Annotated in this window: 21 protein-coding genes and 1 riboswitch; of the genes, 8 read left to right on the top strand and 13 right to left on the bottom strand. The window is 52.2% G+C overall.

Annotated features, from left to right (window positions below; genetic code table 11):
• Positions 1-7: 7 nt before the first annotated feature.
• On the bottom strand, positions 8-955 hold the full coding sequence (locus BLP91_RS13055; protein ID WP_176757976.1) for an ABC transporter substrate-binding protein: 948 nt from the start codon (positions 953-955) through the stop codon (positions 8-10).
• 147 nt (positions 956-1,102) lie between these two features.
• Positions 1,103-1,295: riboswitch (cobalamin riboswitch) on the bottom strand.
• A 113-nt stretch (positions 1,296-1,408) separates the two neighbouring features.
• On the opposite strand from BLP91_RS13055, the gene BLP91_RS13050 reads away from it, so the two are divergent.
• Positions 1,409-2,284 carry an alpha/beta hydrolase gene (locus BLP91_RS13050; protein ID WP_091571903.1) on the top strand — a complete coding sequence of 292 codons (876 nt, stop codon included), beginning with the start codon at positions 1,409-1,411 and terminating at the stop codon, positions 2,282-2,284.
• 1,284 nt (positions 2,285-3,568) lie between these two features.
• On the opposite strand, the gene BLP91_RS13045 is transcribed toward BLP91_RS13050, so the two are convergent.
• The 6 genes from BLP91_RS13045 to BLP91_RS13020 all read right to left on the bottom strand — a co-directional run bounded on the left by BLP91_RS13045 (position 3,569) and on the right by BLP91_RS13020 (position 11,812).
• A complete protein-coding gene (locus BLP91_RS13045; RefSeq protein ID WP_091571900.1) occupies positions 3,569-4,147 on the bottom strand; it encodes a glycerol-3-phosphate acyltransferase in 579 nt (192 codons plus the stop codon).
• A gap of 64 nt (positions 4,148-4,211) precedes the next feature.
• Positions 4,212-4,790, bottom strand: a complete 579-nt coding sequence (locus tag BLP91_RS13040) for a nitroreductase family protein (protein WP_091571896.1) — start codon at positions 4,788-4,790, stop codon at positions 4,212-4,214.
• A gap of 296 nt (positions 4,791-5,086) precedes the next feature.
• Positions 5,087-6,139: a YkvI family membrane protein gene (locus tag BLP91_RS13035; RefSeq protein ID WP_091571893.1), complete on the bottom strand. Its 1,053-nt coding sequence runs from the start codon at positions 6,137-6,139 to the stop codon at positions 5,087-5,089.
• Positions 6,140-6,274: 135 nt separating this feature from the next.
• Complete coding sequence (locus BLP91_RS17310; protein ID WP_281220632.1) at positions 6,275-6,409, bottom strand: hypothetical protein; 135 nt, start codon at positions 6,407-6,409, stop codon at positions 6,275-6,277.
• 109 nt (positions 6,410-6,518) lie between these two features.
• On the bottom strand, positions 6,519-9,011 hold the full coding sequence (locus tag BLP91_RS13025) for a transglycosylase domain-containing protein (protein WP_091571888.1): 2,493 nt from the start codon (positions 9,009-9,011) through the stop codon (positions 6,519-6,521).
• Positions 9,012-9,199: 188 nt separating this feature from the next.
• Positions 9,200-11,812 (bottom strand): transglycosylase domain-containing protein, encoded by a 2,613-nt coding sequence (locus tag BLP91_RS13020; RefSeq protein WP_176757975.1) that lies wholly within the window; start codon positions 11,810-11,812, stop codon positions 9,200-9,202.
• A gap of 158 nt (positions 11,813-11,970) precedes the next feature.
• Between BLP91_RS13020 and BLP91_RS16790 the strand changes: the two genes are divergently transcribed.
• The 6 genes from BLP91_RS16790 (at position 11,971) to BLP91_RS12995 (ending at position 15,069) form a co-directional block, all read left to right on the top strand.
• Positions 11,971-12,141, top strand: a complete 171-nt coding sequence (locus BLP91_RS16790; RefSeq protein ID WP_176757974.1) for a hypothetical protein — start codon at positions 11,971-11,973, stop codon at positions 12,139-12,141.
• Between the two features lie 282 nt (positions 12,142-12,423).
• Positions 12,424-12,564: a hypothetical protein gene (locus BLP91_RS16785; RefSeq protein WP_176757973.1), complete on the top strand. Its 141-nt coding sequence runs from the start codon at positions 12,424-12,426 to the stop codon at positions 12,562-12,564.
• 325 nt (positions 12,565-12,889) lie between these two features.
• On the top strand, positions 12,890-13,312 hold the full coding sequence (locus BLP91_RS17400) for an ATP-binding cassette domain-containing protein (RefSeq protein ID WP_342670304.1): 423 nt from the start codon (positions 12,890-12,892) through the stop codon (positions 13,310-13,312).
• Between the two features lie 3 nt (positions 13,313-13,315).
• Positions 13,316-13,831: an AAA family ATPase gene (locus BLP91_RS17395; RefSeq protein ID WP_342670305.1), complete on the top strand. Its 516-nt coding sequence runs from the start codon at positions 13,316-13,318 to the stop codon at positions 13,829-13,831.
• Positions 13,824-14,330 (top strand): hypothetical protein, encoded by a 507-nt coding sequence (locus tag BLP91_RS13000; RefSeq protein ID WP_091571877.1) that lies wholly within the window; start codon positions 13,824-13,826, stop codon positions 14,328-14,330. Before BLP91_RS17395 ends, BLP91_RS13000 begins: the two co-directional genes overlap by 8 nt.
• A gap of 31 nt (positions 14,331-14,361) precedes the next feature.
• Positions 14,362-15,069, top strand: a complete 708-nt coding sequence (locus BLP91_RS12995; protein ID WP_091571874.1) for an ABC transporter permease — start codon at positions 14,362-14,364, stop codon at positions 15,067-15,069.
• A 30-nt stretch (positions 15,070-15,099) separates the two neighbouring features.
• On the opposite strand, the gene BLP91_RS12990 is transcribed toward BLP91_RS12995, so the two are convergent.
• The 4 genes from BLP91_RS12990 to BLP91_RS12975 form a co-directional block, all read right to left on the bottom strand.
• The gene (locus tag BLP91_RS12990) at positions 15,100-15,873 is read right to left on the bottom strand and encodes an SDR family oxidoreductase (RefSeq protein ID WP_091571871.1); all 774 of its coding nucleotides are present in this window, start codon (positions 15,871-15,873) and stop codon (positions 15,100-15,102) included.
• 335 nt (positions 15,874-16,208) lie between these two features.
• On the bottom strand, positions 16,209-16,460 hold the full coding sequence (locus tag BLP91_RS12985) for a hypothetical protein (protein ID WP_091571869.1): 252 nt from the start codon (positions 16,458-16,460) through the stop codon (positions 16,209-16,211).
• An 888-nt stretch (positions 16,461-17,348) separates the two neighbouring features.
• Positions 17,349-18,287: an RluA family pseudouridine synthase gene (locus tag BLP91_RS12980; protein WP_176757972.1), complete on the bottom strand. Its 939-nt coding sequence runs from the start codon at positions 18,285-18,287 to the stop codon at positions 17,349-17,351.
• A gap of 230 nt (positions 18,288-18,517) precedes the next feature.
• Positions 18,518-20,194 (bottom strand): transglutaminase domain-containing protein, encoded by a 1,677-nt coding sequence (locus BLP91_RS12975; protein ID WP_245662270.1) that lies wholly within the window; start codon positions 20,192-20,194, stop codon positions 18,518-18,520.
• Between the two features lie 487 nt (positions 20,195-20,681).
• On the opposite strand from BLP91_RS12975, the gene BLP91_RS12970 reads away from it, so the two are divergent.
• A complete protein-coding gene (locus BLP91_RS12970; protein WP_091571865.1) occupies positions 20,682-22,016 on the top strand; it encodes a helix-turn-helix domain-containing protein in 1,335 nt (444 codons plus the stop codon).
• Positions 22,017-22,091: 75 nt separating this feature from the next.
• On the opposite strand, the gene ligA is transcribed toward BLP91_RS12970, so the two are convergent.
• Positions 22,092-24,104: an NAD-dependent DNA ligase LigA gene (ligA, locus tag BLP91_RS12965; RefSeq protein ID WP_091571862.1), complete on the bottom strand. Its 2,013-nt coding sequence runs from the start codon at positions 24,102-24,104 to the stop codon at positions 22,092-22,094.
• 17 nt (positions 24,105-24,121) lie between these two features.
• Positions 24,122-26,341, bottom strand: a complete 2,220-nt coding sequence (gene pcrA, locus BLP91_RS12960; RefSeq protein WP_091571981.1) for a DNA helicase PcrA — start codon at positions 26,339-26,341, stop codon at positions 24,122-24,124.
• Positions 26,342-26,525 lie beyond the last annotated feature (184 nt).

Here is a 26,525-nt window from a genome sequence, read left to right as displayed (position 1 = left end):
CGTCCGCTCATTTCACAACGTCGGCGTATGCCTCAGGGTAGATGGCTTTGGTGATGTGGAGGAGGCCCTCGGTGATCCGAGGACCCGGTCGACTGACGATATCCGGCGGCAACGATTGGATCCGCTCCTCTTTAACCGCCTCGATTGATTTCCATCCACCCCGGGAAGCGATTGCCGCAGGTTTCTCCGTATGGGTATACAAAATCACATCCGGGTTCCATTTAACCACTTTCTCCGAGGAAACCTGTACCCAACCTTCCTGCTCTTTGGCCACGTTATCTCCACCGGCGAGGGAGATCAATTCATTCATAATCGTATGATTGCCGGCGGTAAACAAATCGGGAGAGACTTCCACCCATACCTTAGCCCGTTGATCCTTCGGAACCTGTGACGCCACCTTTTCCGCCAACGCCCTCTCTTTGTTCATCTTCTGGATCAGCTGGTCGGCTTTTTCCGCAGATCCGGTGGCCTTGCCAACCGCCTCGATCTGCGCAAATACTTCTGTCAGATTTTTCGGCTCCAAGGCGATCACTGTCAGGCCCAATTTTCGCAGTTGATCGATGGTCTCCTTCCCGTTCATTCCCGGGGAAGCTAGCACCAGATCCGGTTTGAGGGAGACCACTTTTTCCACGTTGATTTTCATGTCTCCCACTTTTTCCACTTTTTTGACCGCCTTCGGATAAGTGTCGTTCGTCGTCACCCCAACTACCCGGTCTCCGCGGTCCAGGGCATAAACCGTTTCCGTCATGCTGGGAAGCAAGGAGACGATCCGCTTCGGCTCCTCCTTCACCGTCACCTGTTCGCCCGTGTCATCTTTCACTTCAACCGGAAACCCAGCCGCCGCCTTCTGTTGCCCCTCGCCGCCCTGATCCGCTGCAGGCGCCGATGTACAACCAGCGCTCAAAACCAGCAGCATGGCCAGCAACAGGGCTGAAACCCTTTGCCATCTCTTCATCCGGATCCTCTCCTGCGTTGAATGTTGGTTTTGGGGCAAAGAAAAAACCCCCATCACCCGAGAGGTAAACAGGGGGGCGTAGCCTGCATCTGGACATAGATCACCCAGAACAGGCCCAGCGCTCTCCTTTACCTCGAAGGAGATCGCAAGCATCAAAGTGACAAGGCAGGTCTCCTGGCTCTTGGATCCTCGCTTCACCGCGCCTTCCCGTCATGCTGAAATGAAACAGTGGCATCCTACGGCTTCGCTCCCCAATCACAGTGGCGGGACCGCGCCGGATTTGCACCGGCTTCCCTCTTTCGCTTCCGCAATGCGGAAGACCTTATCACCTGATCTACTTGTGGAAACTATTATATCCCATTGAACAGAAGGGTTCAATTGAAGCAAAAAGGGGCTACAAAGAGTGGGCATAAGCAGGGATAATGGAAGGAGACCGACCGGAAGGAGGGAAGGGTGGAGGGACAGCACCCTCCGCACGAACATATGGGACTGCGAACCAAACCTTTTACACTGGACGTAGGAAAAGAAGACCGGGTGATCCGGGGGGAGATTCGTCTCCCCGAAACTTCCGGCACCTATCCTGTCGTGGTTATCTGTCACGGATTTAAGGGATTTAAGGACTGGGGTTTTTTCCCTTACACAGGAGAGCAATTGGCCGCAGCGGGCCTGGCCGCTATCACCTTCAATTTCTCCATGAACGGCGTCGGGGAAAACTCGGAAACCTTCGAGGAATTGGACAAGTTTGCCCGCAACACCTTCAGTCGGGAGCAGGAGGATTTAGCACGGATCTTTCAAGAGATGGAAGCAGGATCGCTGCCTTTCCACGAGGAGCTGGACCTCAATCGGCTCGGGCTGCTCGGCCACAGCCGGGGCGGCGCCAACAGCCTCCTGTTCGCACTGGATCACCCGTTCATCGATGGGGTCGCTTTGTGGAACAGCGTCGCCCGAACTGACTTTTTCGCCGATGAGTTGAAGCAAGAAATCCAGGAAAAGGGAAGGGGTTGGATTCCCAACGCCCGAACCGGTCAAAACATGCCGATCGATCGGGAAGTGTTGGAGGACATCGAGCAGCATCGGGAACAGTTTGATCTGTTGCAGCGCCTGACCGACTACGAGAAGCCAATTCTGATCCTGCAAGGGGAAGAAGATCCGGCCGTTTCTCTCAAAAGCGCCCGCTCCCTGCGAGAGGCAGCCTCCCACTCGCAGCTTCACACCATTCCCCATGCGGGACACACCTTTAATGCCGTCCATCCCTTCCAGGGAAGCACTGATGCCCTGGATGAAGCGCTCAAGAAAACCATTACTTTCTTCCGCAAAATTTTCAACTGATCATTTTCTGCAAACGAAAAGACCGGCCATGATGGCCGGTCTTTTCGTCTCAAGGGGGTCAAACTCATTTTATCGGATAAAAGGGAAGATTGCCATTTCACTAATCCTAAAAAAACCTTCAAAATCGTTTAAATACATCATAGTCGATTTAAAACTATATGTCAATCATTAAAGGACCAAGAAATGCTTTTTTGTAGCGCGTTGGTGCTTTTAATTGTAACAACGAAAGATCTTCCAGTCCGGTTTCATTGACGTCGTTTCTTCCCTCCCTTTATCTCCGATGATACTTAGAAAATCGCCATTTTATCTGGGCTCTACTTCTCAGCCCATGAAAATGGATCCCCCACCCAGAATCGCTTCCCCACCTTACGAGACTTTGTTACAATCCCTCGCCGTCTCCGGGAAAAATGTGGAATCCTCCCCGTTTTGAGCCATCAACTATTTCATTAAATTTCTGCTAGCTCAACAGAGGCCCTCACAAAAGAATAGAATTCCGCCATAAACTATTATAACCACAAGTGGCGGGGTATGAGAGTGGCAAAGAAAAAAAGAGAAAGAAACGAAATCCTCGAAGCAAAATCACACAGGCCCGATTCCTAACGCCATTTCCTAGAACAATACGTTTTAATAAAAAAACTTATGCCGCATGATGCGACGGTATTGGGTACTCTACATCAAACCCAACGGCGAGGGGCAAGGGAAGAGAATCCTGCGGCTGAAACGAAAGGGCAAAAACAAGTGCCAGATCAAAACTCGACGAAACGTGTTCGTATACAAGAACAAACAGCCCGACTGAGACGGGTCATGAACAAAAAGGGGGCATTCTGTGATCCCAAGGGGGATTCGCAGCGTCACCCCAAAAAACAAGCCCTTTGATACGAGTTCTCGTCACGCGAATCCGCGGGAAATGAAAAGTAGCTGACATCGTTGGAAAAATGGCCAGAAAAAATAGAATCGTCACGAACTACCATCCAGGAGGACGACCGATCCAACTGAACCATCTTCTTAAAAATCATTTAAGATACAAAAAAGAAGCGCCGCCGGATAAAAAGAAGGCTGAAACAGCTTTCAATCCAGGCGGCCAAAGCGACGAGCAGACAATATAATCGAAAAGCATACGGAATCAATTTCGGGATTTCCCGCAAAATTTATGAAGTCAATATTACTCAGGGGGTCAACCTATTTAAAATAAACCAAAGACGGTATCGCCGAGTATGTTCTTATCGGAAAACGGCCAGTTGATCATGAGTAAAGGGCCTCAAAGGTCCTTTTTTACTAAAGAGGCTAACGCCACCGACGAAAACCGCGCCAGCGAATCGGCGGTTCCGCTCCCCGATACCGGCCCTTAAATAGATCCCGATGGCGAAACATGATCAGGCTGCCGGCAAACAACACGACACCCATCACATACAACTCGGGAAACAGGACGAGGGTGAGCAACATCACGCCCAGTGCAGCGAAGACAGCGGAGACAGACAGATAACGAGTGACCCACAGGGTGATCAAATATATCGAGGCCCCCACCACAATCAATAGCGGGCTTAAGATGAGCAATGTGCCACCAGCCACCGCTATCCCGCGACCGCCTTGGAACCGTTGAAAAACGGAAAAAAGGTCACCCAACACCACGGCAGCTGCGGCAAAGGCGGCTCCGGTCCACCCGTGAAACATCAAACCGACCAGGGTGGCCAACGCCCCCTTTCCCACCTGCAGCCCGGCCAGAACCAGACCTTCCCGCAGATTGCGCACCGGATGGATCCCGATCGGAAGCATTCCCGGCCGCAATTGTTTTCGTCCTGAGATGACATGTACTGGAAGTGAGCCGATCAAGTAGGCGATGACGACCATCAGGAGCAGGGTCATCTTTTATGTCCCCCTTCTGTTTTCGTCCCGAGGTGATCGAAAGGTACCCAACCGATCCTACCGTTTACTGATCCCACCACTCCACTTTTTCCTCCAGCGCCTGCCGCGGTCGCTCTTTAGGCAGAATGGACGGATAACCGACATACAAAAATCCGAGCAAGGTATCCCGCTCCCCCAATCCGAAAAAGCGCTTCATACGAGGGTGATACGTTGGTTTCCCCGACCGCCAGATGGCTCCCAATCCGAGGGCGTGCGCGGTGAGCAGCGCATTTTGCACCCCGGCGGCCACCGCGCAAATCTCTTCGATCTCCTCTACCTTTGGATCATCGGAAGGCGTGACGGCGACGGCGATCACCACGGGGGACCGGAGAGGCTTTTTTCGTTCCCTGGAAAGACGATCCATATTGGCTTCGGTTTGTTGCTCTTCTTCGCTCATGGTCTCCGCTTTGATCTCCGCCATCACAGTCCCGAGCCGGTTCCGAGCCTCTCCGGTCAACACAAAATATTTCCAGGGTTGAGTCATATGGTGGTTCGGCGCCCACTGAGCGGCTTCCAACATTTTTTCAATCAATTGCGGGTCCGGCATGGATTCACTCACTTTACCAATACTTCGACGGGTTCGTATCGCTCGGTTGATTTCCAACTGATTTTCCTCCTTTTGGTCTGAATCCATCTCTTAATTTCCATATTAAACAAAAGGAAGCAATTTTCGAAACCGTAACGGCCACGATGCCGTATGTGAAAGGGCAGTCGTATATCCCCAAGCGCAACCGGGAAGCGAAGCGTCTGGCAAAACTTGTGTTGTTAACCTTTTGCACGAAAGGTACAGACGAGCTGATGCCCTTTTAAGGAGATGGAATCGTCGGAACAAGCTCACATGTAGTCCCGACCTCCCCAGACAGCGACAATCCGTAAGGAGCTCGGTTATCTTAAAGGGCACTACGTCTGCAGACGGGGGTATTTGCGAGCCGCCAACAATAAAATCACGATTAAACCGCAGTACCCAAAGAAAGGATAGATCCAACCCACCAACACCGGGAAGCCGATCAGCGAACAGATATATCCCAGGACGAAAATGCCGCCCATCAGCACGTTTATCTGAATCGGCAGAATCGGTTTCAGGTTGGCCGCCAGCCCGTAAACATTGCCGATCAGGGTGGTAAATATCTCCCCCCACATCACTGCCAGAAAAAAGTATTTCATCCCTTCCCCCAGCGCAGCGATCACCGAGGCGATCGGAATCTCCATATGGAGAATCTGGGGAATTTCCAGAGCCAGGGCAAAGTTGGTGGACAAAAGCATCAGTCCCAATCCGACTCCGCCGAAGGCCCCACCGATACGAAGGGTTTTCTCATCTTGAATTTCGCCTCCCATGGGCACCAAGACCGCCTGGGACATCGCCAAATTGAAGGCAACATAGGTGATGGCGGAAACGGGCCAAGGTTTGGTTCCCTCCACCGCCTCCATCGATATAAAACTCTCCAAGCCCGACCCTGCCAAACCTTGTACACCAACCACCACTGTAAAGGCGAACATACAGGGGACCACCAGGGCATTGACATCCAAAATCCCTTCCATTCCCCGCATGATCACCAAAAAGGCGATCAGCGATGTAACGATGACTCCAAAGTGGAAGGAGAGGCCCAGCTGCTCTTGAAACAGTGCGCCGGTACCCGACATCATCGCCGTCGTCACCCCAAACAGAATGATACCGACAAAACCGTTCATCCATTGTCCCCACTTAGGACCGAAGAGATAATTGTTGAACTCCTCGAAAGACTGCGCCCGCAGGCGTGCCCCCATCACCATCATCCGGATCCCGAGCCAAGAGAACAGTCCGGTCACCGCCAGGATGGACCAGACACTGTTAAAACCGCTCACTGTAAAAAACTGCATGATCTCCTGTCCGGAGGCAAACCCGGCTCCGACCACTGTGCCGATATATGCAAATCCGACACGCGCTGCCGTAAACCACCGTTCATGCACCGCCACACACAACCCCTCCCGGTCTGTAACTCATCCCTTGTACAAACAGTGTATTGGGACAACACCCGGGATAGAACCTGTCCTTACAGGAACGGGCGGTCGTAAAAAATCCGTCCACTGTGGGTGGACGGATCGGTGAGGTTAAGTGCTCGGACGGTTTGGCCCCTCCAACTTTCGACTGCCATAACCTGCCCGGCTCTCCTGTTCTCTGTATCCCTTCCGTTGATCTTGGGCTTTCTTCTTCTGTTCCACACTGGATTGGAGCTCCTTCTTCACAGGTCTCCTCCTTTTTCCATCAGGCTTTTCGATAGCGTTCCCTGCCAGCCCGTTTGTATACAACAAAAAAGAGGAGAGCTTGCAAAGCTCCTCTTTTCCCCTGTTTCGGCTATCCTCCCTCATCTCCGCCGGCATCTTCCGGATCCCCCCCATCAGGGAAAATGGGGCCTTGGTCCCCTGGGGGACGTTCTCCCCCTGGATCCCCTTCCTGGTCTCCGCCCTCACCCCCTCGTTGGTCACCGGGTCGATCCCCCACCGGGCCGCCACCTTCCTCTCCAGGGGAATCCCCTTCCTGGTCACCTGGGTCGTCAGGCGGTTTCTCCTCTGAAGGGCGCAATTCTAACGTGACGATATTGGAGGGATCCGCCTCATCATTTTTCTCGGTATCAATGGCGATCACCCGATAATGGTAAGTTTTCGCCTCTCCACCAAAAATGTCGTCTAAAGGATCATCACCATCAGGTTGTGGAAGGACGATACTGCCATCGGTGTAAGAACCGGCCTGCGTCTCTCCGACAGCTCTCCAGTTTTGACCGTCTTCCGACCGTTCGATGCGATACCGCAACCGGTCGTCGTAATCATTCCATTTCAGCTGAACCGCTTCTTCCTCTCGATCAAAAGAACCGGAAAGTTGGACGGGCTTCAGCTCAAAGGGCGGTTCTGGCTCCGCCACCCCGGGGTTATCAAAGCGGCTGACCGGCCTTCCTTCCAAAGCTTTGGACATCACCGTACGGAAAATCTTCGCCGGATACTGCCCCCCGGACAGCTCCACCTCTCCATCTTGCTGATGAAACACCATAGCAGCCATCACATACTCGCGGGTGTAACCGACAAACCACGCCTCCCGGCTATCCTGGGTGGTTCCGGTCTTCCCGGCTACATCCCGCCCGTCAGGTAGTTGGGCATTGGTCCCGGTGCCCTGGCGGACGTTATCACGTAACATTCGGGTCAGATAATAGGCGGTCTTCGGTGTGATCACTTCCTCTTCCTTCGCGATTTCCTCATCCGTCCATTTGCGATCTGCAGTGGTGGTAGTGATGTTGCGTATAGCATGAGCCTCCGTCATTTTTCCCTGATTGGCAAAGGCCGAATAAGCCTGAGCCATCTCCACCGTATTCACCCCGTGGGTTAACCCACCGAGGGCTAAGGCGGCATAGGAGGAGCGATCTTTCCGATCCAATTCCAGCCCCATCCGGGTGGCGTAATCTGCCGCCGTATCCAAGCCCACTTCATTTTTCAGCAGCCAGGCGGTGGCTACGTTGAGGGATTTCGCCACCACTTCCTTTAAAGGTACCTCGCCGAATGTACGCTGCTGAAAGTTTTTCGGTTTCCAATCCCCGATATGAAAATCGGGAGGATCAGGGACCGTCGTATACTCGTTGTAACCCTGTTCCTGCACGGCAGGAGCGAAAACCGTAATCGGCTTGAGCGCCGAACCGGGCTGTCTGTGCTCCTCTTTGGACCGAAGCATAAACCCTTGGCCCCTGTAATCGCGCCCGCCGGCAATGGCGGCTACTCCCCCGGTTTTGGGATTCATCATCGTCGCTCCGCCATCCAAGGCTTCATGGTTTTGAAAGAGGCCATCATTATCAAAAGCATTCTCCATGGCCTGTTGCGCCTTGGGGTCTAGATGGCTGTATATTTTAAAACCGCCGGTCACCAGCTCCGTCTCAGAGATATCAAACCGCTCCGTCGCTTCCTCAATCAAATAATGCTTGTAGGGGGTGTACTTATCCACCTTGGCGTATTGTTTCAAATATTTTCTATCGACACCTAAAGCCATCTGCCGGTATTTTTTCTCCTCCGCTTCCGTAATCATGCCTTGTTCTGCCATCAACCGGAGGACCAAGTCCCGACGCTGTTTGGCTTTCTCTTCATGACGATAAGGATCGTATGTAGAAGGGGCTTTAGGTAAAGCAGCTAACAGAGCTGCTTCGTTGGGCTTCAGCTCCTCCTGGGTCAAATCCTTGCCAAAATAGATTTTGGAAGCCATTTGGATTCCCTGCACGTCATTGCCGAAGTAAATGAAATTGAGATACGCTTCCAGGATATCTTCTTTGCTGTATTTCCGCTCCAGATTCCAGGCGACAGCCACTTCTTTCAATTTCCGAATGTAGGTTTTATTTTTATTTTCCAATATCACATTGCGAGCCACCTGCATCGTGATCGTTCCGCCGCCCTGCGCTTTTTGCCCTTCGAGCACATTGGTGATAAGAGCCCGGAAGATCCCGCGGAAGTCGACGCCGTTATGTTGGTAAAAACGGCGGTCTTCCACGGCCACAAAGGCATCCTCGATCAATTCCCGGGATTTGACATCTTTCAGCTCCACATATTCCTTATTGGTAGAACCGAGCTTGGCTACCGGTTTGTTATTCACATCGTAAACGGTGGAGGCCACGTCGATCTGGTTCAGCCGGTCCAAAGGCATCGACTTGGCAGATACCATGATCACCGAACAACCGCCTACCACCAATAAAACGGTCGTGATCAGAACGAGCAAAAACCACTTTCGATTAAAATATCGTTGCCACCCTCGCTTGCCACCCTTTTCCGATACCCGGGAGGAGGTGGTATCCACCTTCCCGTTCCGGTCCCGTGCCATCTTCTCAACCCCCAGTCACAGGATGTCTCCGACAAGTTCTCGCATCCTTACAATCCCCTCTATCTCTCTCATTTTATGTAAAAAAAGGACCTTATATCTATACTACTCAACTTGCGTCCCAATTCCAATAGATTCTTCCACCAAAAAAAAGACCGGTTCGTCGATGCGAACCGGTCTTTTCATTCACGTTAACCGAATATGCCTCCGCCGTCATCCCCGCCTTCTTGGTCGCCACCGTCTGGCTGTTGATCCCCTTGAGGATCACCGCCGTCAGGTTGACGTCCCTCTTCATCCCCGCCATCGGGGAAGGGAGAGTCTCCTCGATCAGGGAATTGGTCTTGTTGTTGGTCCTGCTGTTGATCTTGCGGATTCTGATCCTCCGGCGGTTCCTCCGATTGCTGATCCGGAGTGACCTCGACCGTCAGCACATTGGAGGGATCAGATTCTTTGGGCTCCCCTTCCTCGGCCTGGGTATCCACAGCGATGACACGGTATTGATAGGTTTTGGGTTCTGCAGGCTCATCTCCGATGCCAAACCATCCGCCGCCATCCTCGTTCGGCTTCGGGGGTTTGATGCTGCTGTCGCTGAAGCTTCCTTCCTTCGTCTCTCCGATATCCTTCCAATCTTGGCCGTCCTCGGAGCGCTGTACCTTATACTTCAACCGGTCATCATAATCGGACCACTGCAGGTTGACCGCCTTGGCGCTGGGATCATACTGTCCCTTAAGATCCTGGATCGGTTTCAGCTCAAAGGGCGGCTGCGGCTCCGGTACACCGGCCGGCTTTTTGAAGGGCTGCGGTGTCTGGCCTTCCAGCACTTGGGTCATCACATCCCGGAAGATCGGGGCTGCATATCCGCCGCCGGACAATTTCACGTCGTTGGAGTCATCTTTATCGTACATGTTAAAGACGGTGACCGCTCCCACGTAGTTGGGAGTATAGCCGATAAACCAGGATTTCTTGTTGTTCTGGGTGGTCCCGGTCTTCCCAGCCACATCGTAGCCCGGAATCTGGGCGTTGGTTCCGGTCCCCTCCTCCACGTTGTTCAACAACATGCGGGTCATATACCAGGCCGTCTTCTTACTCCATACCTGTTTGGGGGTTTGCGGAATTGGTTGTTCTGGCTGCAGCTCTTGTCCCGTGGTCGGGTCGACGATCTTTTTCACGGTGTGGGCCGGTGTATACCCCCCCGTGTTTACATTGGCAAAGGAGGAGTAAGCCTGGGCCATCTCGATCGTGCTCGCCCCTTTGGTCATCCCGCCGAGGCCGAGTGCAGCATAGCTACCTCTATCATTTTGATGCAGCTCCAGCCCCGCTTTTTCGGCATATTGAGCGGCAGGATCCAGTTTGACCACATCTTTCAGCATCAAGATGGTGGAAGCGTTGAGGGATTTATTCACCACTTCCTGCAGCGAAACCTCCCCGAAAAACTCCCCTTGTTCGTTCTTCGGCGTATAGTTGCCGATCTTGATCGGTTTGTCTTCTACTGTGGAAAATTCGTTGTAGCCGTGATCCTGCACCGCTGGTCCGAACACGGTGATCGGTTTGATGGTCGAACCCGGCTGGTGTTTCTTTTTGGCCCAGTTGTAGTAACCCGGTTTGTAGTCGCGGCCGCCACCGACAGCGACGATCTCCCCTTTGGTGTTCATGATGGTCATCGCCGCATTCAAGTTCTCGGTCGGCTGTCCGGTCTCTTGATTGATAAAGTACTCCTTCTTCTCCAGGGCCTTTTCCACCGCCTGCTGGGCATTGGGGTCCAGGGTGGTGTGAACCGTATAACCGCTGTTGGCAAACTCTTTGATGTTATCGATCGAATAACGTCTTTCGATTTCGTCGAGCAGGACATCCTTATAGGCATAGTAGGACTTACTCTTCAGATGCTTGTCCACATAGTCCGGGTTGACCCCTAGAGGCTTCTTTTTGTACTTCTCCGCTTCCTCTTTAGAGATGATCGGCCCTCCGGGAAGCGCCGTGTCTTCAGCCATTTTATTCAGCACCACATTGCGCCGTTCCTTGGCTTCTTCCGGATTGGTATAAGGGTTATACCCGTAGGGCGCCTTGGGCAATCCGGCCAAGAGGGCGATCTCATGAGGTTCCAGCTTTTCCTTGGTGATATCTTTGTCAAAATACACCTTGGCCGCCATCTTGATCCCCTGGACACTGCTGCCCAGGTCGATATAGTTAAGATAAACCTCCAGAATTTTCATCTTATCGTACTTTCTCTCTAGATCGAGGGCGACGGCGATCTCGTTCAGTTTCCGGGTGTAGGTCTTTTCCCGTTCTTTAAGCACAGCGTTCCGGGCCACCTGCATGGTGATGGTACTGGCCCCTTCCGCTTTACCCATGGCGACGATGTTGCTTACCACGGCCCGGGCCAACCCCCGATAGTCCACCCCATTGTGCTCGAAAAAGCGCTCATCCTCCACCGCCAGATAGGTTTTCCACAGCTCCGGTGACTTCACATCATCCAGCTGGACATACTCCCGGTTGGTCGCCCCGAGATTCATCACTTTATCGCCGTCTTTGTCCAGGACGACAGAGGAAGTTTTCATCGAATCCTCAATTTGATCCATGCTGAACTTTTTCGCGTTCATCATCACGGCGGAGCAGCCGCCGACCACCAACAGAAGGGTGGTCAACAACACCAGCAGAATCCACTTCTTATTAAAAAAGCGAAAACGTCTACCGCCGCCGTTGCCGCCTTTACCTGCCCGGTTGGTCAACGATCGCCTCCCAGCCCGGCGTCCGGTGCTTCGCGACCGCGGAGGCATGCCTCCCGTCGACATCCGATAGTTATCCATCACTTCAAACCCCCTGCATCCCATTCTTTTTCTAATCATTAAAGGGAAAAATCAGTTCAGGATGAATAAGAACAAAATACAAATCCATCAGAACGGCAGGTCTACTCTCTTTCTACGCTTCGACCGTCCTGTGGTAAGATGGGGGACGAGGTGATCCCATGAACAAGAAAGCAGCCGTATTCGCCTGCCGCTTCACTGGATTCATCGGCCTCCTCGTGTCCCTGCTGTTTTGGTACATGTATGGCCTCTCAGGCTTGGTGCTTGGTTGCATCGGTTCGATGGTCTGGTTCGGTTTAGGATGGTATGTTCAACATTCTGCCAACACCTAACAGAGACCTGATTGAACACCCTCTCATTATAACGCATGTGCTTTTATTTTTGTTGCAAGATGTCTGTTTTTGTCACAAAAAGGGCCGCCTGTTCCTGCAGGCGGTCTTATTATACACGTTTTTCCCCATTGAGGATATCTCAATTTTTGAACACACCCTCATTTTCCTAGTGTTAAAAAACCCGGGAGAAGTTGTAATATAAAAATATTCTTATTGATAATAGTCAAGGAGTTATTTTTTCCAAGGGGGCTACTTAATGAAAAAAAATAGGAGTCATTCTGGTTGCATTTATGGTCGCTGTATTTGTTCCCTCAACCGTATCAGCTGAAGTTGGAACCATGGGTGCTGGAGAATGGGATTATCTTGGTTATTCCGTTTTTCAAAATCAAAGTGTTTCATTTGAGTCTGGTGGAGGATATCTAAAAACCTGTATCAGTACTGGTTCTGCCGGTGGACATTACAGACTGTGGGAAAAAGATCCCTACAACCCAAATGATCAGATTGGTATTGAATATATATCTCCGGGTGGTTGTCAGGATTTGGAAGGTCGATAAATATGTAGATGGGACTAATGACAAAGCAGAGGTGTATCTCGGTATACCTCAATGGTTTAAAGACCGCGATTATGAAACAAGGGCTGAATTTTGGGACTAATCGTTAAAAATAGGGCCTGCTTGGTTATTCAAGTGGGTCTTTTTTCTGTAGGATATATCATAGAAGATTTAAAGGAGAATGAAAGGATGAAATGATGGATGTTTTAGTAGTGGAGGATCTCTCCAAGAAACTCGGTTCCCGATGGGTCGTGGACAGGGTTCGTATGCGGGTTCGAAAAGGGGAGGTCTACGGATTTTTGGGTCCTAACGGTGCCGGCAAGACCACAACCATACGCATGATTGTGGGATTGATCAAACCAACCATGGGCAGGATTCAAATCATGGGAAATGATGTGCAAAAAAACCCCATACAGGCATTAAGGCATATCGGAACCATCGTGGAAAATCCTGAAACCTATTCATACCTTACAGGCCGAAAAAATCTAATCCATTATGGGCGGTTAGCGGGATTAAGCAAAAAAGAACGAGACTACCGTGCGGAAGTCGTGGCTGAACAGGTTCAGCTAACCGACAGGCTCGATGATAAAGTGAAAACATATTCTCTCGGCATGCGTTAACGTCTGGGAGTAGCTCAAGCTTTACTAGCTGATCCCAAGCTGCTGATACTTGATGAGCCGACTAACGGATTGGACCCTGCGGGCATACGGGAGTTTCGGAACCTGATCCGTCAACTGGCAGGTGAAGGAATGTCCGTTTTTATCTCCAGTCATCTTTTAAGTGAAATTCAAATGATGTGTGACCGGGTAGCTATTCTGAACAATGGCCGCCTTTTGAAGGAAGCAGCCGTGTCACACTTGGTGGAACCATCGAATGCGGTCGCTTTCCGTGTAGAAAATCCAACTCACGCACTCTCTGTTTTTCGGCGTGAAGGTGTCGTGGCAAAAGAACATGAGCCTGGTATCATCCATGCCCAACTAAAAGAAAAAGCCGTTCCTTATATCATTAAACAATTGGCCAGTCAAGGTGTATCCATTTATGAGGTGCGATCGGAACAAAACTCCCTCGAAGACACGTTTCTTCAATTGACTGAACAAACGACGTCGGATTCACCGGGAGGAGGGAAGATCAATGCGTGAATGGGGGTATGTTTTTTCTAATGAATGGATGAAGATGATCCACCGACCTCGTTTTTGGGTCATCTTGATAATTGCTGTCGTGTTGGGGGCAGCTATTTCTATTACATTATATATGTGGGAGAAAGAATTTGCTGTCCGTAATACCATTGGAGGAATGGAAAAGCGGATTAGCAATGCAGAACAGTACCTGCACAAACTGAAGAAGGAATCTGAAAACGGTTCCCCATCGTCGATGACTAAAGAACGAATCGAAATACAGGAGAAATCAGTTCGTAACCTGAAGAAGAAACTGGAACGAATGAGACGGTTGAAATCAGACGACTGGAATGAAGTTGTAAAAGAGGACTTGGCGAAACTTACCGCGAAAATGGAAAAACAGTCAACCGATCGATCGGAGGCTATGGACCCTTTTCAAAAAAAGCAGTGGCAAACCAATATTGCTAGTAAAAGAGAGTTACAGTACCATCTCCGACAGGATATCCCCCCTCCTACCGGATGAGAGTTCTAGCTGGGATCAAATTTACAAAATCATGCCCCATGCCACCGGACTCTTCCTTCCTGTTCTGATCATCTGGCTCATTGCTGATATAGTGTCGGGGGAAAGCACTAGAGGTACGATCAAGTTGTTGTTGGTCCGTCCTGTATCGAGGGTAAAAATCTTGCTGGGAAAATGGGCCACCAGCCTCACGGTCACTGCCCTTCTTACTTTCTGTTTTTTTTCATCCCTCCTGGCGACCAACCTGTTGCTGTACGGCATTAACGGAGCAGAGCAGCCGCGATTTGTAAATGTGGATTTCAGCTTTACCTCGGTGTCCGAAGCGGCGGAACAGGAGACAATAATTTTGCCCATCCCCCATTTCAGCGAAGCCTTGGTGATTCCTGAGTGGCAATATAGCATCCTATCGATGTTATTCGCACTTTTGGCGATGATGACTATTGCCTCCATCACGTTTTTAAGTTCCACCTTGTTCAAATCCCCTATGGTCAGCGCCGGTACGGCTCTGGCTGCAGTGATAGCGGGGTATATATTAGTACAAAAGATGGAGGATGGGCGCTGGCTGTTCTGGTTGTTCTCGGTTCATCTGAACCCAGGCAATAACTGGAGCGGTCAACTTTCCGCGAATTTGAAAAGCGATTTATCTTTAGGCACGGGGGTGACAGTCTTATCAGTTTGGACCGGGATCAGTCTTCTGACCGCCATTTATTATTTCCGTAAAAAAGATATTTTAAATGCTTAAACGACCGCCTGTCCCTTCAGGCGGTCGTTTTTATTGGTCCCCCTCCACATGGAAATCGCGGTTGTCAAAGCCCCCGGTCACGGGAATGACCGCCCCGGTGACAAAATCGGAATCGTCCTCGGCCAAAAAGCGGATCACCCGGGCCAGATCCTCCCCTGTTCCCGGCCGGCCCACCGGGTTTTTGGGTTCCCGTTCGCCCCGGGCGGCGGCGATGGGAGCTTCCTTGTACGGGTGACGGATATCCCCGGGTGACACCATGTTGACGGTGATGCCGTGAGGCGCTTCCTCCCGGGCTAGTGTCCGGGTCAAGGAGACCAGACCCGCCTTCGCCGCCGCATAGGCGGAAAAACCCTCCCAGTGGGGAGCGGTTTCCACCTCAGGGAAACCGAAGGTGATGATCCGCCCCCAGCCTCGCCTGCGCATCCCGGGAACCGTTTCCCGCGCGCAGTAAAAGGCGCCGCTCAGATTCCCGTCCACCATCTCCCGCCATTGTTCATCGGTCAGATCCACGGCGGAGATCCGTTTGAACAGAAACGGGCCGGCGGCACAGACAAGGATGTCCACCCCGCCCCAGCGCTCTTCTATCTCCCGTACCATCCGCCTGACCGCTGTCGGATCGGCGACATCCCCCTGGAGGGCGAGCACTTCTCTTCCCTGTTGCTCCAGGGTTTGTACCAGTTGATCCGCTTTTTCCCGACTGCTCCGATAATTGACGGCGATGCGGCAACCGGCTTCTGCCAAATGGTGGACCACCATGACGCCCAGACCGGAGATTCCGCCGGTTACCCAAGCTACACGGTTCATCCTGCCCCCTCCTCACAATGGAAGTCCCGTTCATTGTAACCTGACCCCGGTCCCGAGTCCAACTTAGAAATTAAAAACAGAGTAAGAGGGATATCGGCACTGGAACGTGCTGGCTGTATCGGCCCGTCAAAATCGGTCTTTTTTTAAAAATAGAATGATATCCCCATGCTTTAAAGGAACAACAAGATAAGACGGAGCCAGTGAATAACAAAGAGGGGTTAGAAACCGTACCTGATAGAGGTGGCGGACAAAATGGGAGAATGACCTCCTTTAAGGGGTGAGCGATAAAGAGAAAGAGGTGTGGAGTTACTCCACACCTCTTTTTCGGCGGAGGTTCAATCAGTGGCAGGATCCAGGATTTGCCGGGTCATCAGCAGCAGGAAGACGGAACCGATGATAATCCCGAGAAAGGTCACCCAGGGACCGGAGGTTTCCAACAGCGCCGATGACAGCATCAGGACCGCCACGCATCCCCACGCCGTCGCCCGAAAAAACCTTCTTTTGGTCCACCAGGCCAGCCCGGCGGAGAGAACGGTAATGATGGTCATCGCTTGCCATTCCCACAGAGAAAGTACAGACCAATCCATCGCTACCCCTCCATTCATTCCCCAGTATGACCCGGTAGCGCCGTCACTAAAACACCATTTCCTGTATTCTCGTCAAAGGGGATGAATCAATAAGGATCAACCTTCACCCGCCCTTCACCCGCCGAGTCCGCTGGAAGCTTTCTCCTTTATCATTAAGACCACGGATATAACCACTCGGCCGACAGCATGGGGGACCCTTCGGGCTAACCGATTCCTCTTTTCCCCGACCGTTCTTAAAAAGATACCCTCTTGTCCACAGCGTCGATGGAAACGCTCCCCAATCAGACCCTGCCCCGTCAGATAGCTGTTATTTTCAATAGGGGATGGTCATCTGTCAGGGAGCGGAAATGATCCATCACCCCCGTCTGCAAAGATTCCATCCCCGCATTCAACAGTTCCGGCAGCCAGCCGGCCACCAGCTTGTTCGCCAAACCGACTAGATGGGAAGCCCGAGTGCGATGACGCGCCCAGCCGTGGGATAGGCATCCAAGTGAATCAGCGCCGACTGAACATCGATTCTCTCCCTTGCTGTGGAGGACGATGTTGTCCGTTCCTCGAAATACGGTTGGATTTTACGCAAAAGATCGGCCAGCAAGGCTCCGTTCAGCCGCTTCTCCCGATGCATTGGAGACGAAGGTGGTCCGGTAACCCTTATGGTGGGCATGACCGCACATATTGTTGTGTCTCCTTCACACTCGGATGTCGATCCGTGCAAACCCTCACAAACACATTCAGAGGCTTGCCTTTGCTCGGCCCTGGCGGATCATTACCAGGTTCTCAGTTGGACAGCGGCTGTTCCCTCCCCATCCGAAGCCGAGGGGAGGGAACGTCCCCGCCGGCTTTTGCATCCCCAGTCCGCATAGGGGTCCACTTCTCTCATCCACCGCATCATTGTCCTTTCGGCTTGTAAAGAGGTGAATCCTCTTCATCACCCCTGAGCTCCTCCAACAACTGCTTCAAATCTGCGGCAAGCGGTGCAGTCCAGGAACGAGGGTGTCCACCCCGGGGATGGTACAGCGAAAGATGGAGGGCATGCAACGCTTGCCGACCGATCCTGTCCCCCTTTCCGCCGTACATGGTGTCCCCCAGCAAAGGGTGCCCCAAATGGGCCATGTGAACGCGAATCTGATGAGTACGACCGGTTTCCAGGCGCAACCGTATCAGCGTCGCCTGTGGAAACCGCTCCAGGACACGGTAATGAGTGAGTGCCTTCGCCCCTTCGGGGGAGACGGTGCGCAGGCGAGGATGGGTGCGGGAACGGGCGATGGGCTGATCCACGCTCCCCTGTCCTGAATGCAGTCGGCCATGAACGACGGCCACATAGTCCCGTCGATAGCGTTTCTGTTGCATCTGCGCCGACAAGCGCGCGTGGGCGTGGGGGTGTTTGGCAAAGACAAGCAACCCCGATGTATCCCGGTCCAGCCGGGTGACGGGCCGGATCAGATGAAACTCCCCCCGCTCCTGCCAGTGATGGGCCAAACCGTTGGCCAAGGTATGATCGGGATAATGTTTCGTGGGATGGACCACCACCCCCGGTTGTTTGTCGATCACGGCGATATCTTCATCTTCATAAACGAGGTGAACTGGCACCGGCTGCGGTTCCACTCCTGCTCCTTCATCTCCCGGAAGGCGAACCCGGATCCGATCCCCCTCATAGACCCGGGAGGTGATAAAGACCGTATCTCCATTTACTTCCACCGCTCGCGCCTCTTTTAGCCGTCGAAACATGCGGCGGGAAAAGCGGAACCGGTTCCGAAGCACCTGACGGACCATTTTGCCCGCTTCCTCCCGTCGTACCCGGTGCGTCAGCGTTGACCATTCTTCCATCCTATCCCTCCCGTGTGTCTCATTCCTGATTAGCATAGGTGTCATTCGCTCCTTCTACCCCGTTTCTGTCACTCGGCACTGTTGCTGTCTTATGAACAACAACTCCTCAACCTCCCCCTCTCGCTTCATAACCATGTACTCAAGTACAAATGATATAAAAGGAGTTCGATTTCCTGTGCGAAAAAGGAGGCGTTCGTTGGAAACGCCTCCTGACGGATGATGATGGGCTTTTAATACATCACCCCGGTTCGCCGGTGGGTCTTGGCAAACTCCGAAGGATTCGGATCGAAATATTTCGTGGTGTACCGCTCCACAAATTGGCCGTTTTGGTTGATGTAGCCGGAACCCCATGTGGAATCCATCGTCAACCAGTCCCCGTTCACCTTGACCTCCACCCAGGCGTGACGGTTCCCATCCGCTATCCCTTCCACAAATCGAGCCTCCATATCGATGGATCGGAGAAGGGCGATGGCGAGAAAGCTGTAATCCTGGCACACCCCGCTTTTTTCCTTCAAGGTCTTCAGGGCGGAGTCATCGTACTCGAAAGCATCCGTATTAAATTTCTCCACATCATACCGGATGTTCTTGGCTACATAGTTGTAAATCGCCAGCGCTTTCGCCCGCTCCGTCTCTTTTCCTCGGGTTAGTTCGCGAGCCAGTTGTTTGATCGGCTTCGCCTCCGACTGAATCCCCCGGGAAGGCAATAGATTCCGTAAATCCTTCTCCGCTGTATTGGTCACCGTAAACCGGGCCACCCCGAAGAAACGGAAATAGTCCCGCTGTTCGTCGGTAATCTCCGGTACATTCACGGTCACCTCGTACTCCCCTTCGCCGAATCGGAGCCAAAAGGAGCCGTCAAACTTGTAATTTTCCACAGGGACAAAATACGTGGCTTCCATGCCGTCTTTCTCCGTTTGCACGATCAGGTGCTCCGTTTCCTCCGCATAGGGAGCATCAGGATCGATCGAGCCTTTGATCCGATATTTCATATTCCCTTGACCGCCCCCTGCCAGCGGATACTCCAATTTAATCCCTCGAGTATCGTAATGCTTAAAATATTGGATCGGAGTTTTCTCCTCGGAGGAACGGTTGCGGATCAATAACGTGGCCGCTTCATGATAGTAATTCTCTCTGTCGGCAGCCGGCGTCATCACTGTCAGTTTGTGAATCCCCTTCCCGTAAAAGAGGGGAATTTGACTGTCAAAGCGTCCTTTCTCATCGACACGAAGCAAATGTTTCCACTTTTCACCGTCTTTCTCCAGATGAACCATCACCCGGTCCACCCTTTGTCGGCCAAGAGAGCCTTTCAATTGGAAGGCCCCATCGGCTTCCACATAACCGGAGGCCGGTCGACTCAATTTCAATTCCGATTTCAAACCAGCCCGAGTCTTTCCGATATCCCGCTTCACCTTCGGGTTAACATTGATCACTTCAAACTGAGCCAGGTCATAGTAATGGTCCGCTTCATCCCTGCTGGGAAGCCTCACAGTGACCTGGTACGTCCCTTTTCCGTTAAACAGCTGGATCGAGCGGCTAAATGATCCATCCTTCAACGGCACATAATAGGAAAATTCCTTTTCACCGGTTCCCTCCGGCCCATCGGTCTTTTTCATTTCAATCCAGACCGTGTCGGAGTGTAGGGTTTCGTATTTCTCAACGGTACCCGCCACTTTCAATCGAGAGTTGACGGCAAACCGTTCATATTCTGGGGAGGAGAGGCGAGCTCCCACCTGTTTCGCATAGGGTTTAAGCTCCAATGCTTCCCGTGTGAGATGTTGATTTTTTTCATCGGCAATCTGGTCCCATCGGTTTTGTTTCGGCTCCGCTTCGGTCTCAAAGGAGCAACCGGCAAGGATCACAGCCGTGGAGACGATCAGCATCCCCCCGACGCGTAAGATCTTATTCATGACTCCCTCCCGCTTCCTTCGCTATGAAATCTTTTACTATTATATCAATGAACCATCTGGAATCATCCATCGATTTGACAAAATAAAAAAAGGTGCCTGTATACAGACACCCTACACATAAAATAGAAGACCAAGACCAATAGGAGTTTCGCATGATCACAATGCTCGAAACGGGAATGCTCCGAACATCCCGTTTCATTACTATCATACAACATATTTACCTTCTCGTGTTTTTAAAAATTCGACAGAAGTCGACATAAATAGCCCCGAGCTGAGCCCTTTCCTTCCCCCTATCCCCCTTAACTTTTTAAAACTTTTTTCTACCAGTAGTACTTGTCGGTACCATAGTTGACAGAGCAAAGGAAAGACGTATGATGATAAATAGAACTGACCGCCGGAAACCGGGGTTCATTAAGTATATCGCCATTATTCGTATATTGACATATGCCGGTTTCTCATTCCGGCATTGCCAACTGAAAGGGGGATCATGATCATCGGGCTTGGACACAACATCCGCCGACGAAGGAAGAAACTCGGGTTGACCCAGGCTGAACTGGCGGAAGGGATTATCTCCGTCCCTTATCTCAGCCTGATCGAAAATGAGAAAGCCCACCCGAAACCGGACATTCTGAACCCCCTCGCCAAAAGACTCCGCACCAGCCAAAAAGAACTGTTAGGTGTGACGGACCGGCATGTCCTACGCAAAGCGGAAAACCTGATCGACAAGATTCGAAACGCCCTTGTTTACGAAGATGATCAGGAGGCTCAATCCAACCTGGAAGAACTGAAGCAACTGGCGGACTTGATCGCCGATCCGAAAGTCCTGATTAAAACGGATTTGTTGGAAATCAACTGTCTGATCCATTTTTCCGAAGCGACCTACGAAGAAAAGCTGAAGGCATTTGAGACGAAGTGGGAGCAGCTGGAAGACGACGCGAACCTGATGGTCTGGTATCTTCGGATCAAAGGAAATATTCTTTTTATGAAGGATCAGTTGGACCAGGCCCTGTTTTATTACAAGGAAGCGGAAAAGGTCATCCCCCAGGTGACCGATGAGCTGGAGAAGGCCTATATCTACGGAAACCTGGGCAAAACCTACCTTCTTTCCTCCAACCCCTCCCTCGGCATTCTCTATACGGAGAAAGCGATCGCCATTATGATGAGGAAAGATCGTTGGATGGAAATGTGCTCCATGCTCAACATTTTAGGGGCGTGTCACACCCACAAAGGGGACTATAAAGATGCGATCGCCTGTTTTGAACGAGTATTGCGGATTGCGGATCAATTCAATTTCTCTAAGATGCTTCTTTCCCGGACTTTTCATGAGCTGGGAGTCTGTTATCTGAAGTTGAAAGATTATAACCAAGCGATCGCTTCCCTTCATCGCTCCCTGGAAGTGGTCCAACCGGAAAAGCTCCCGGATTGGGAAGTGGGCAGCGTACACCGGGTTCTCTGTCAGACGTACCTTGCCACAGGGAGACTGAATCAGGCCGAAGAACATATCACCCAGGCGATCTCCCTTTTGAAGGGTCGGGAACGGATGAAGACCGAGTGTCTGATTTTCCTGGGTCAGATTCACTATCTGCGGGAAAACTATGCAGAATTTTCCCAGTGTTACCAGGAAGCGATCGACACCTTTCTCCAGCTGGGCACACCGGAAAAAGTGGCTCACGCCGCCCACACCCTCGGAACTTACTACATCCACTCGGGACACCGAGAGGAAGGGGTTCATTACCTCCTCTTGGCTGTAGAGTACTACCATCGGTTGGTTCCCGGCTATGACTTCGATGTCCTGTTCCCCGAACCCCTTCAACTCACTTGAATAGATGGCCGTTTCCCTGGATGGGAAACATATACAAGAAGCCACCGCTTTTCGGTGGCTTCTTGTATATCGGTATCAACCTTTTAACATTTCCAGAAATGCCTGTTCATCCACCACTTCTACCCCCAGTTGGCGGGCTTTGGTCAGCTTGGAACCGGCTTTCTCCCCTGCAACCAAGATGTCGGTCTTTTTGCTGACGCTTCCTGTCACGTTGCCGCCCAGCGCTTCCACCCGGGCTCCCGCCTCTTTGCGGGACATGGTTTCCAAAGTCCCGGTGAGTACGACGGTTTTTCCTGCAAAGGGGGTGTCCTGTTGTTCCATTTGTTCGATGGAAGGCCCTTTGTAACTCATGTTAACTCCCGCCGCTTCCAGCCGGCGGATGGTCTCCTTCACCTCAGGTTTATCGAAATAGGTGACGATGCTTTCCGCCATCTTAGGACCGATCTCATCAATCGCTTCCAACTCCTCCTGATCGGCCGCCATGATCCGGTGCATGTCGCCAAACTGCTGGGCTAAAATCTGCGCCCCTTTGGAACCGACAAAACGGATGCCCAGGCCGAAAATCAGTTTTTCGACGGAGTTCTGTTTGCTTTCCTCAATCGCGTGCAACAGATTTTCCACTGACTTTTTCCCCATCCGCTCCAGAGGCAGTAGATCTTCTGCCGCCAGGTCATAGAGGTCGGCAGGACCCCGCACGAGGCGGGCGTTAAAGAGCTGTGTGACCACCTTTTCTCCCAAACCTTCGATATTCATGGCGCCTCGAGACACAAAGTGGATAATCCCTTCCCGTGTCTGGGCCGGACATTGGGGATTGATGCAGCGCAGGGCCACCTCTTCCTCCAGCCGGACCAAGCGACTTCCACATTCCGGACATTCCGTCGGCATTTCGTATGGTTTTTCCTCGCCGGTGCGCTGTTCTTCCAGCACACTAACCACTTCCGGGATGATGTCCCCCGCTTTTTTCACCACGACTCGGTCGCCTAACATGATCCCCTTTTCCCGGATCATATCTTCATTGTGAAGGGAGGCCCGTTTCACTGTGGTGCCCGCCAGAGTGACGGGATCCAGGATCGCCGTCGGGGTAACCGCACCGGTACGGCCCACGTTGATATCGATATCCTTCAGCACCGTGACGCTTTCTTCCGCAGGAAATTTGTAGGCGATCGCCCAGCGGGGGCTTTTAGCGGTCCGTCCCAACTGCTCCCGGAGATCCAGGTTATCGACCTTGATCACTATCCCGTCGATCTCATAATCCAGCTCCATCCGGTGTTCCCGCCAATAATCGATAAAATCCATCACATCGTCGATCCCCTTGACAGTAACCCGGTCCTTATTGACCTTCAGCCCAAGCCGGCTGAGCAGATCCAAGGAGCCCGTATGGGTTTCGGGTAGGTCGACTCCCCGGATTTCACCAACCTCGTACAGGAAAATGTCCAGTGCACGCTCTGCAGCCAGCTTGGGATCCAGCTGGCGCAGGGAACCGGCGGCAGCGTTGCGGGGGTTGGCAAAGAGGGATTCCCCTCTCTCTTCTTTCAGCCGATTGATCCGTTCAAACTCCTTTTTTGGCATAAAGGCTTCACCGCGCACTTCCAGCGTCACCGGCTCGCGAAGCCGCAGAGGGAGGGAGCGGATCGTTTTCAAGTTCTGGGTGATGTTCTCCCCAGTGGTGCCATCCCCCCGGGTCGCCCCTCGGGTGAATAAGCCATCTTTATAACGAATAGAGACCGCTAAGCCGTCGATTTTCAACTCACAAACGTAATCCACCGCCTCCACGCCGGTCAACCTGCGGATCCGGTGGTCAAACTCCTTCAACTCTTCGACGTTGAAGGCATTGCCCAAGCTGAGCATCGGGATGCGGTGCTCCACCTTTTCAAAGTAAGGAAGCGGCTCTCCCCCCACCCGTTGGCTCGGGGAATCAGAAGTGACCAGATCGGGATGCTCCTCCTCCAACCGGATCAGCTCCCGCATCATCTGATCATACTCCGCATCATCGATGGTCGGATGGTCCAACACATAATAGCGATAGTTATGCTCGTTTAGTTCCTCCCGCAACTGACGGATCCGCTTTTCCGCGTCGTTCCGATCCACTCGATTCTTCCTCCCTCCTAAACCTTGGTAATCGGGGCAAATTGAGCCAGCAGCCGTTTGACACCTGTAGGCGCTGGAAAGGCGATATTTAACTCCTGATCTTGTCCATCCCCCTGGACTTTCACCACGGTGCCAACGCCCCACTTCTTGTGGCTCACTTTATCACCCACCTGCCATACGGTCTCTCGGTCGGGGGTGGGCCGGATCGGCCCCTGACGCAACACCGGCTTTTTCAGCGTCGCCGACGCTTTGGAAACCGATTCGACCAGCTCTTCAGGCAGCTCCTGGAGAAAGGTTGACGGAGGGTTGGCGTTGGTCTGTCCAAACAACATCCGGGTCCGCGCCCGGCTAAGATACAACCGCTCTTCCGCCCGGGTGATCCCCACGTAGGCGAGACGCCGCTCCTCCTCCAGCTCTTCGGGATCATCCAGGGTGCGGTTATGGGGAAAGATCCCCTCCTCCATTCCCACTAGAAACACGTATGGAAACTCCAACCCCTTGGCGGAATGGAGGGTCATCAGGGTGACCGAGTCTTCTCCTTCTTCCTGCTCCTCTTCCAGGCTGTCCACATCGGAGAGCAAGGCCAGTTCCGTCAGAAAGGAGACCAGGGTTTGATCTTCATTTTTCTGTTCAAATTCCCCGGTGACGGAGAGGAATTCTTCGATATTCTCCAGCCGACTGGCCGCTTCAACAGTTTCCTCTTTTCTCAGATCTTCTCGGTAGCCGGACCGGTCCAGCACCTGCTCGGTCAACTCCCCGGCGGAGAGGTATTCCTGCATGGCATGAAGCTCTTTCACCATACTGGAAAATTCCGTGAGCGGCCGAATAAACCGTCGGGTCAAACCGATCTCTTCCACCTCCAGGAGAGCGCGGAACATGGAGATACCCCGCCGGCTGGCGAAGGCGGCAATCTTATCGACGGTGGCCGCCCCAATTCCCCGTTTGGGCACATTGATCACCCGCCGCAAGCTGAGATCGTCATCCGGGTTCACAACCAATCGCAGGTAGGCCAGGAGATCCTTGATCTCCTTCCGCTCGTAGAACTTCAGCCCCCCTACCATCTGATAGGGAATGTTGGATTTCATCAATACTTCTTCCATCACCCGAGACTGGGCATTGGTGCGGTAGAGAACCGCAAAATCACTGTAATTCTTCCCGTTTTTCCGTTCTTTTACAATCGTATCGGCGACAAAATATGCCTCTTCGTGTTCATTATCCGCTTCATAGAGCTGCACCGGCTCCCCTTGATCGTTTTCCGTCCACAGGTTTTTCGGCTTGCGCCCCGCATTGTGGGCGATCAAACGGTTGGCGGCCTCTAGGATGGTCTTAGTGGAACGGTAATTCTGCTCCAATTTGATTATCTGAGCATCGGGATAATCCTGCTCAAAATGAAGGATATTAGCGATATCCGCCCCGCGGAAGCGGTAGATCGACTGGTCGGAATCCCCCACCACGCACAGGTTGCGATGGTGGTCCGCCAACATCTTGACCAGCATATATTGGACGCGGTTGGTATCCTGATACTCATCCACGTGGATATATTGAAATTTTTTCTGATAGTGATCCAACACCTGCGGCACCTGCTGAAACAGCCGAACTGTTTCCAGGAGCAGGTCGTCAAAATCAAGGGACTGATTGGTACGAAGTTTGTCCTGGTAGGCTTCGTACACCTGTGCCGCGATTTCATCCGTATAATTTTCCGCTCGCTCTTTTAGGTCCTGTGCCGACCACAGATGGTTTTTTGCATTGCTGATCCGGTTTAAGAGCGCCCTGGGAGAAAACTGCTTCGGGTCCAGATCCTTCTCTTTCAGTATCTGTTTCATCACCGTCAGCTGGTCGGAACTGTCCAGAATGGTGAAATTGCGGCTGATCCCGATCCGGTCCACATCCCGGCGCAACATGCGAACACACATCGAGTGGAAGGTAGAAATCCAGATTTCCTCCGCCTCTGGTCCCGCCAACCGGTGAATCCGCTCTTTCATCTCCCGGGCCGCCTTATTGGTAAAGGTGATGGCTAAAATGTTCCAGGGATGAATCCTTTTCTCCGACAGCAGCCAAGCCACCCGGTTGGTCAACACCCTCGTCTTGCCGCTTCCAGCGCCGGCCACGACCAACAGAGGACCTTCCGTCGTCTCCACCGCCTGTTTCTGATCCGGGTTTAACCCCTGTAAAAGAGAACCCTTTATCCCGTTTTGTGCCAAAGTGATCCGCACCTTTCCGTCTGCAGTATGGCTCATCTCGTCCAATAAGGAAATCCAGTGCCCCTTTTATCCGCACGGTCTGCTTCACATTTCGCCGAGGCACTGGAAGCATAGTGATGATTGATGACGGCTTAATACGGGAGGAAGCTTTACCCGCAAGTGAGTTGACGCCCGCAGCAGGATATAGCAGGACAGTATTTGAAACACTTTTTACAAACCC

The sequence above is a fragment of the Melghirimyces thermohalophilus genome (assembly GCF_900102685.1).
Classification (GTDB): Bacteria; Bacillota; Bacilli; order Thermoactinomycetales; family DSM-45169; genus Melghirimyces; species Melghirimyces thermohalophilus.
Note: the sequence above shows the minus strand (reverse complement) of the source record. Positions and strands in the feature narration are given on the sequence as shown.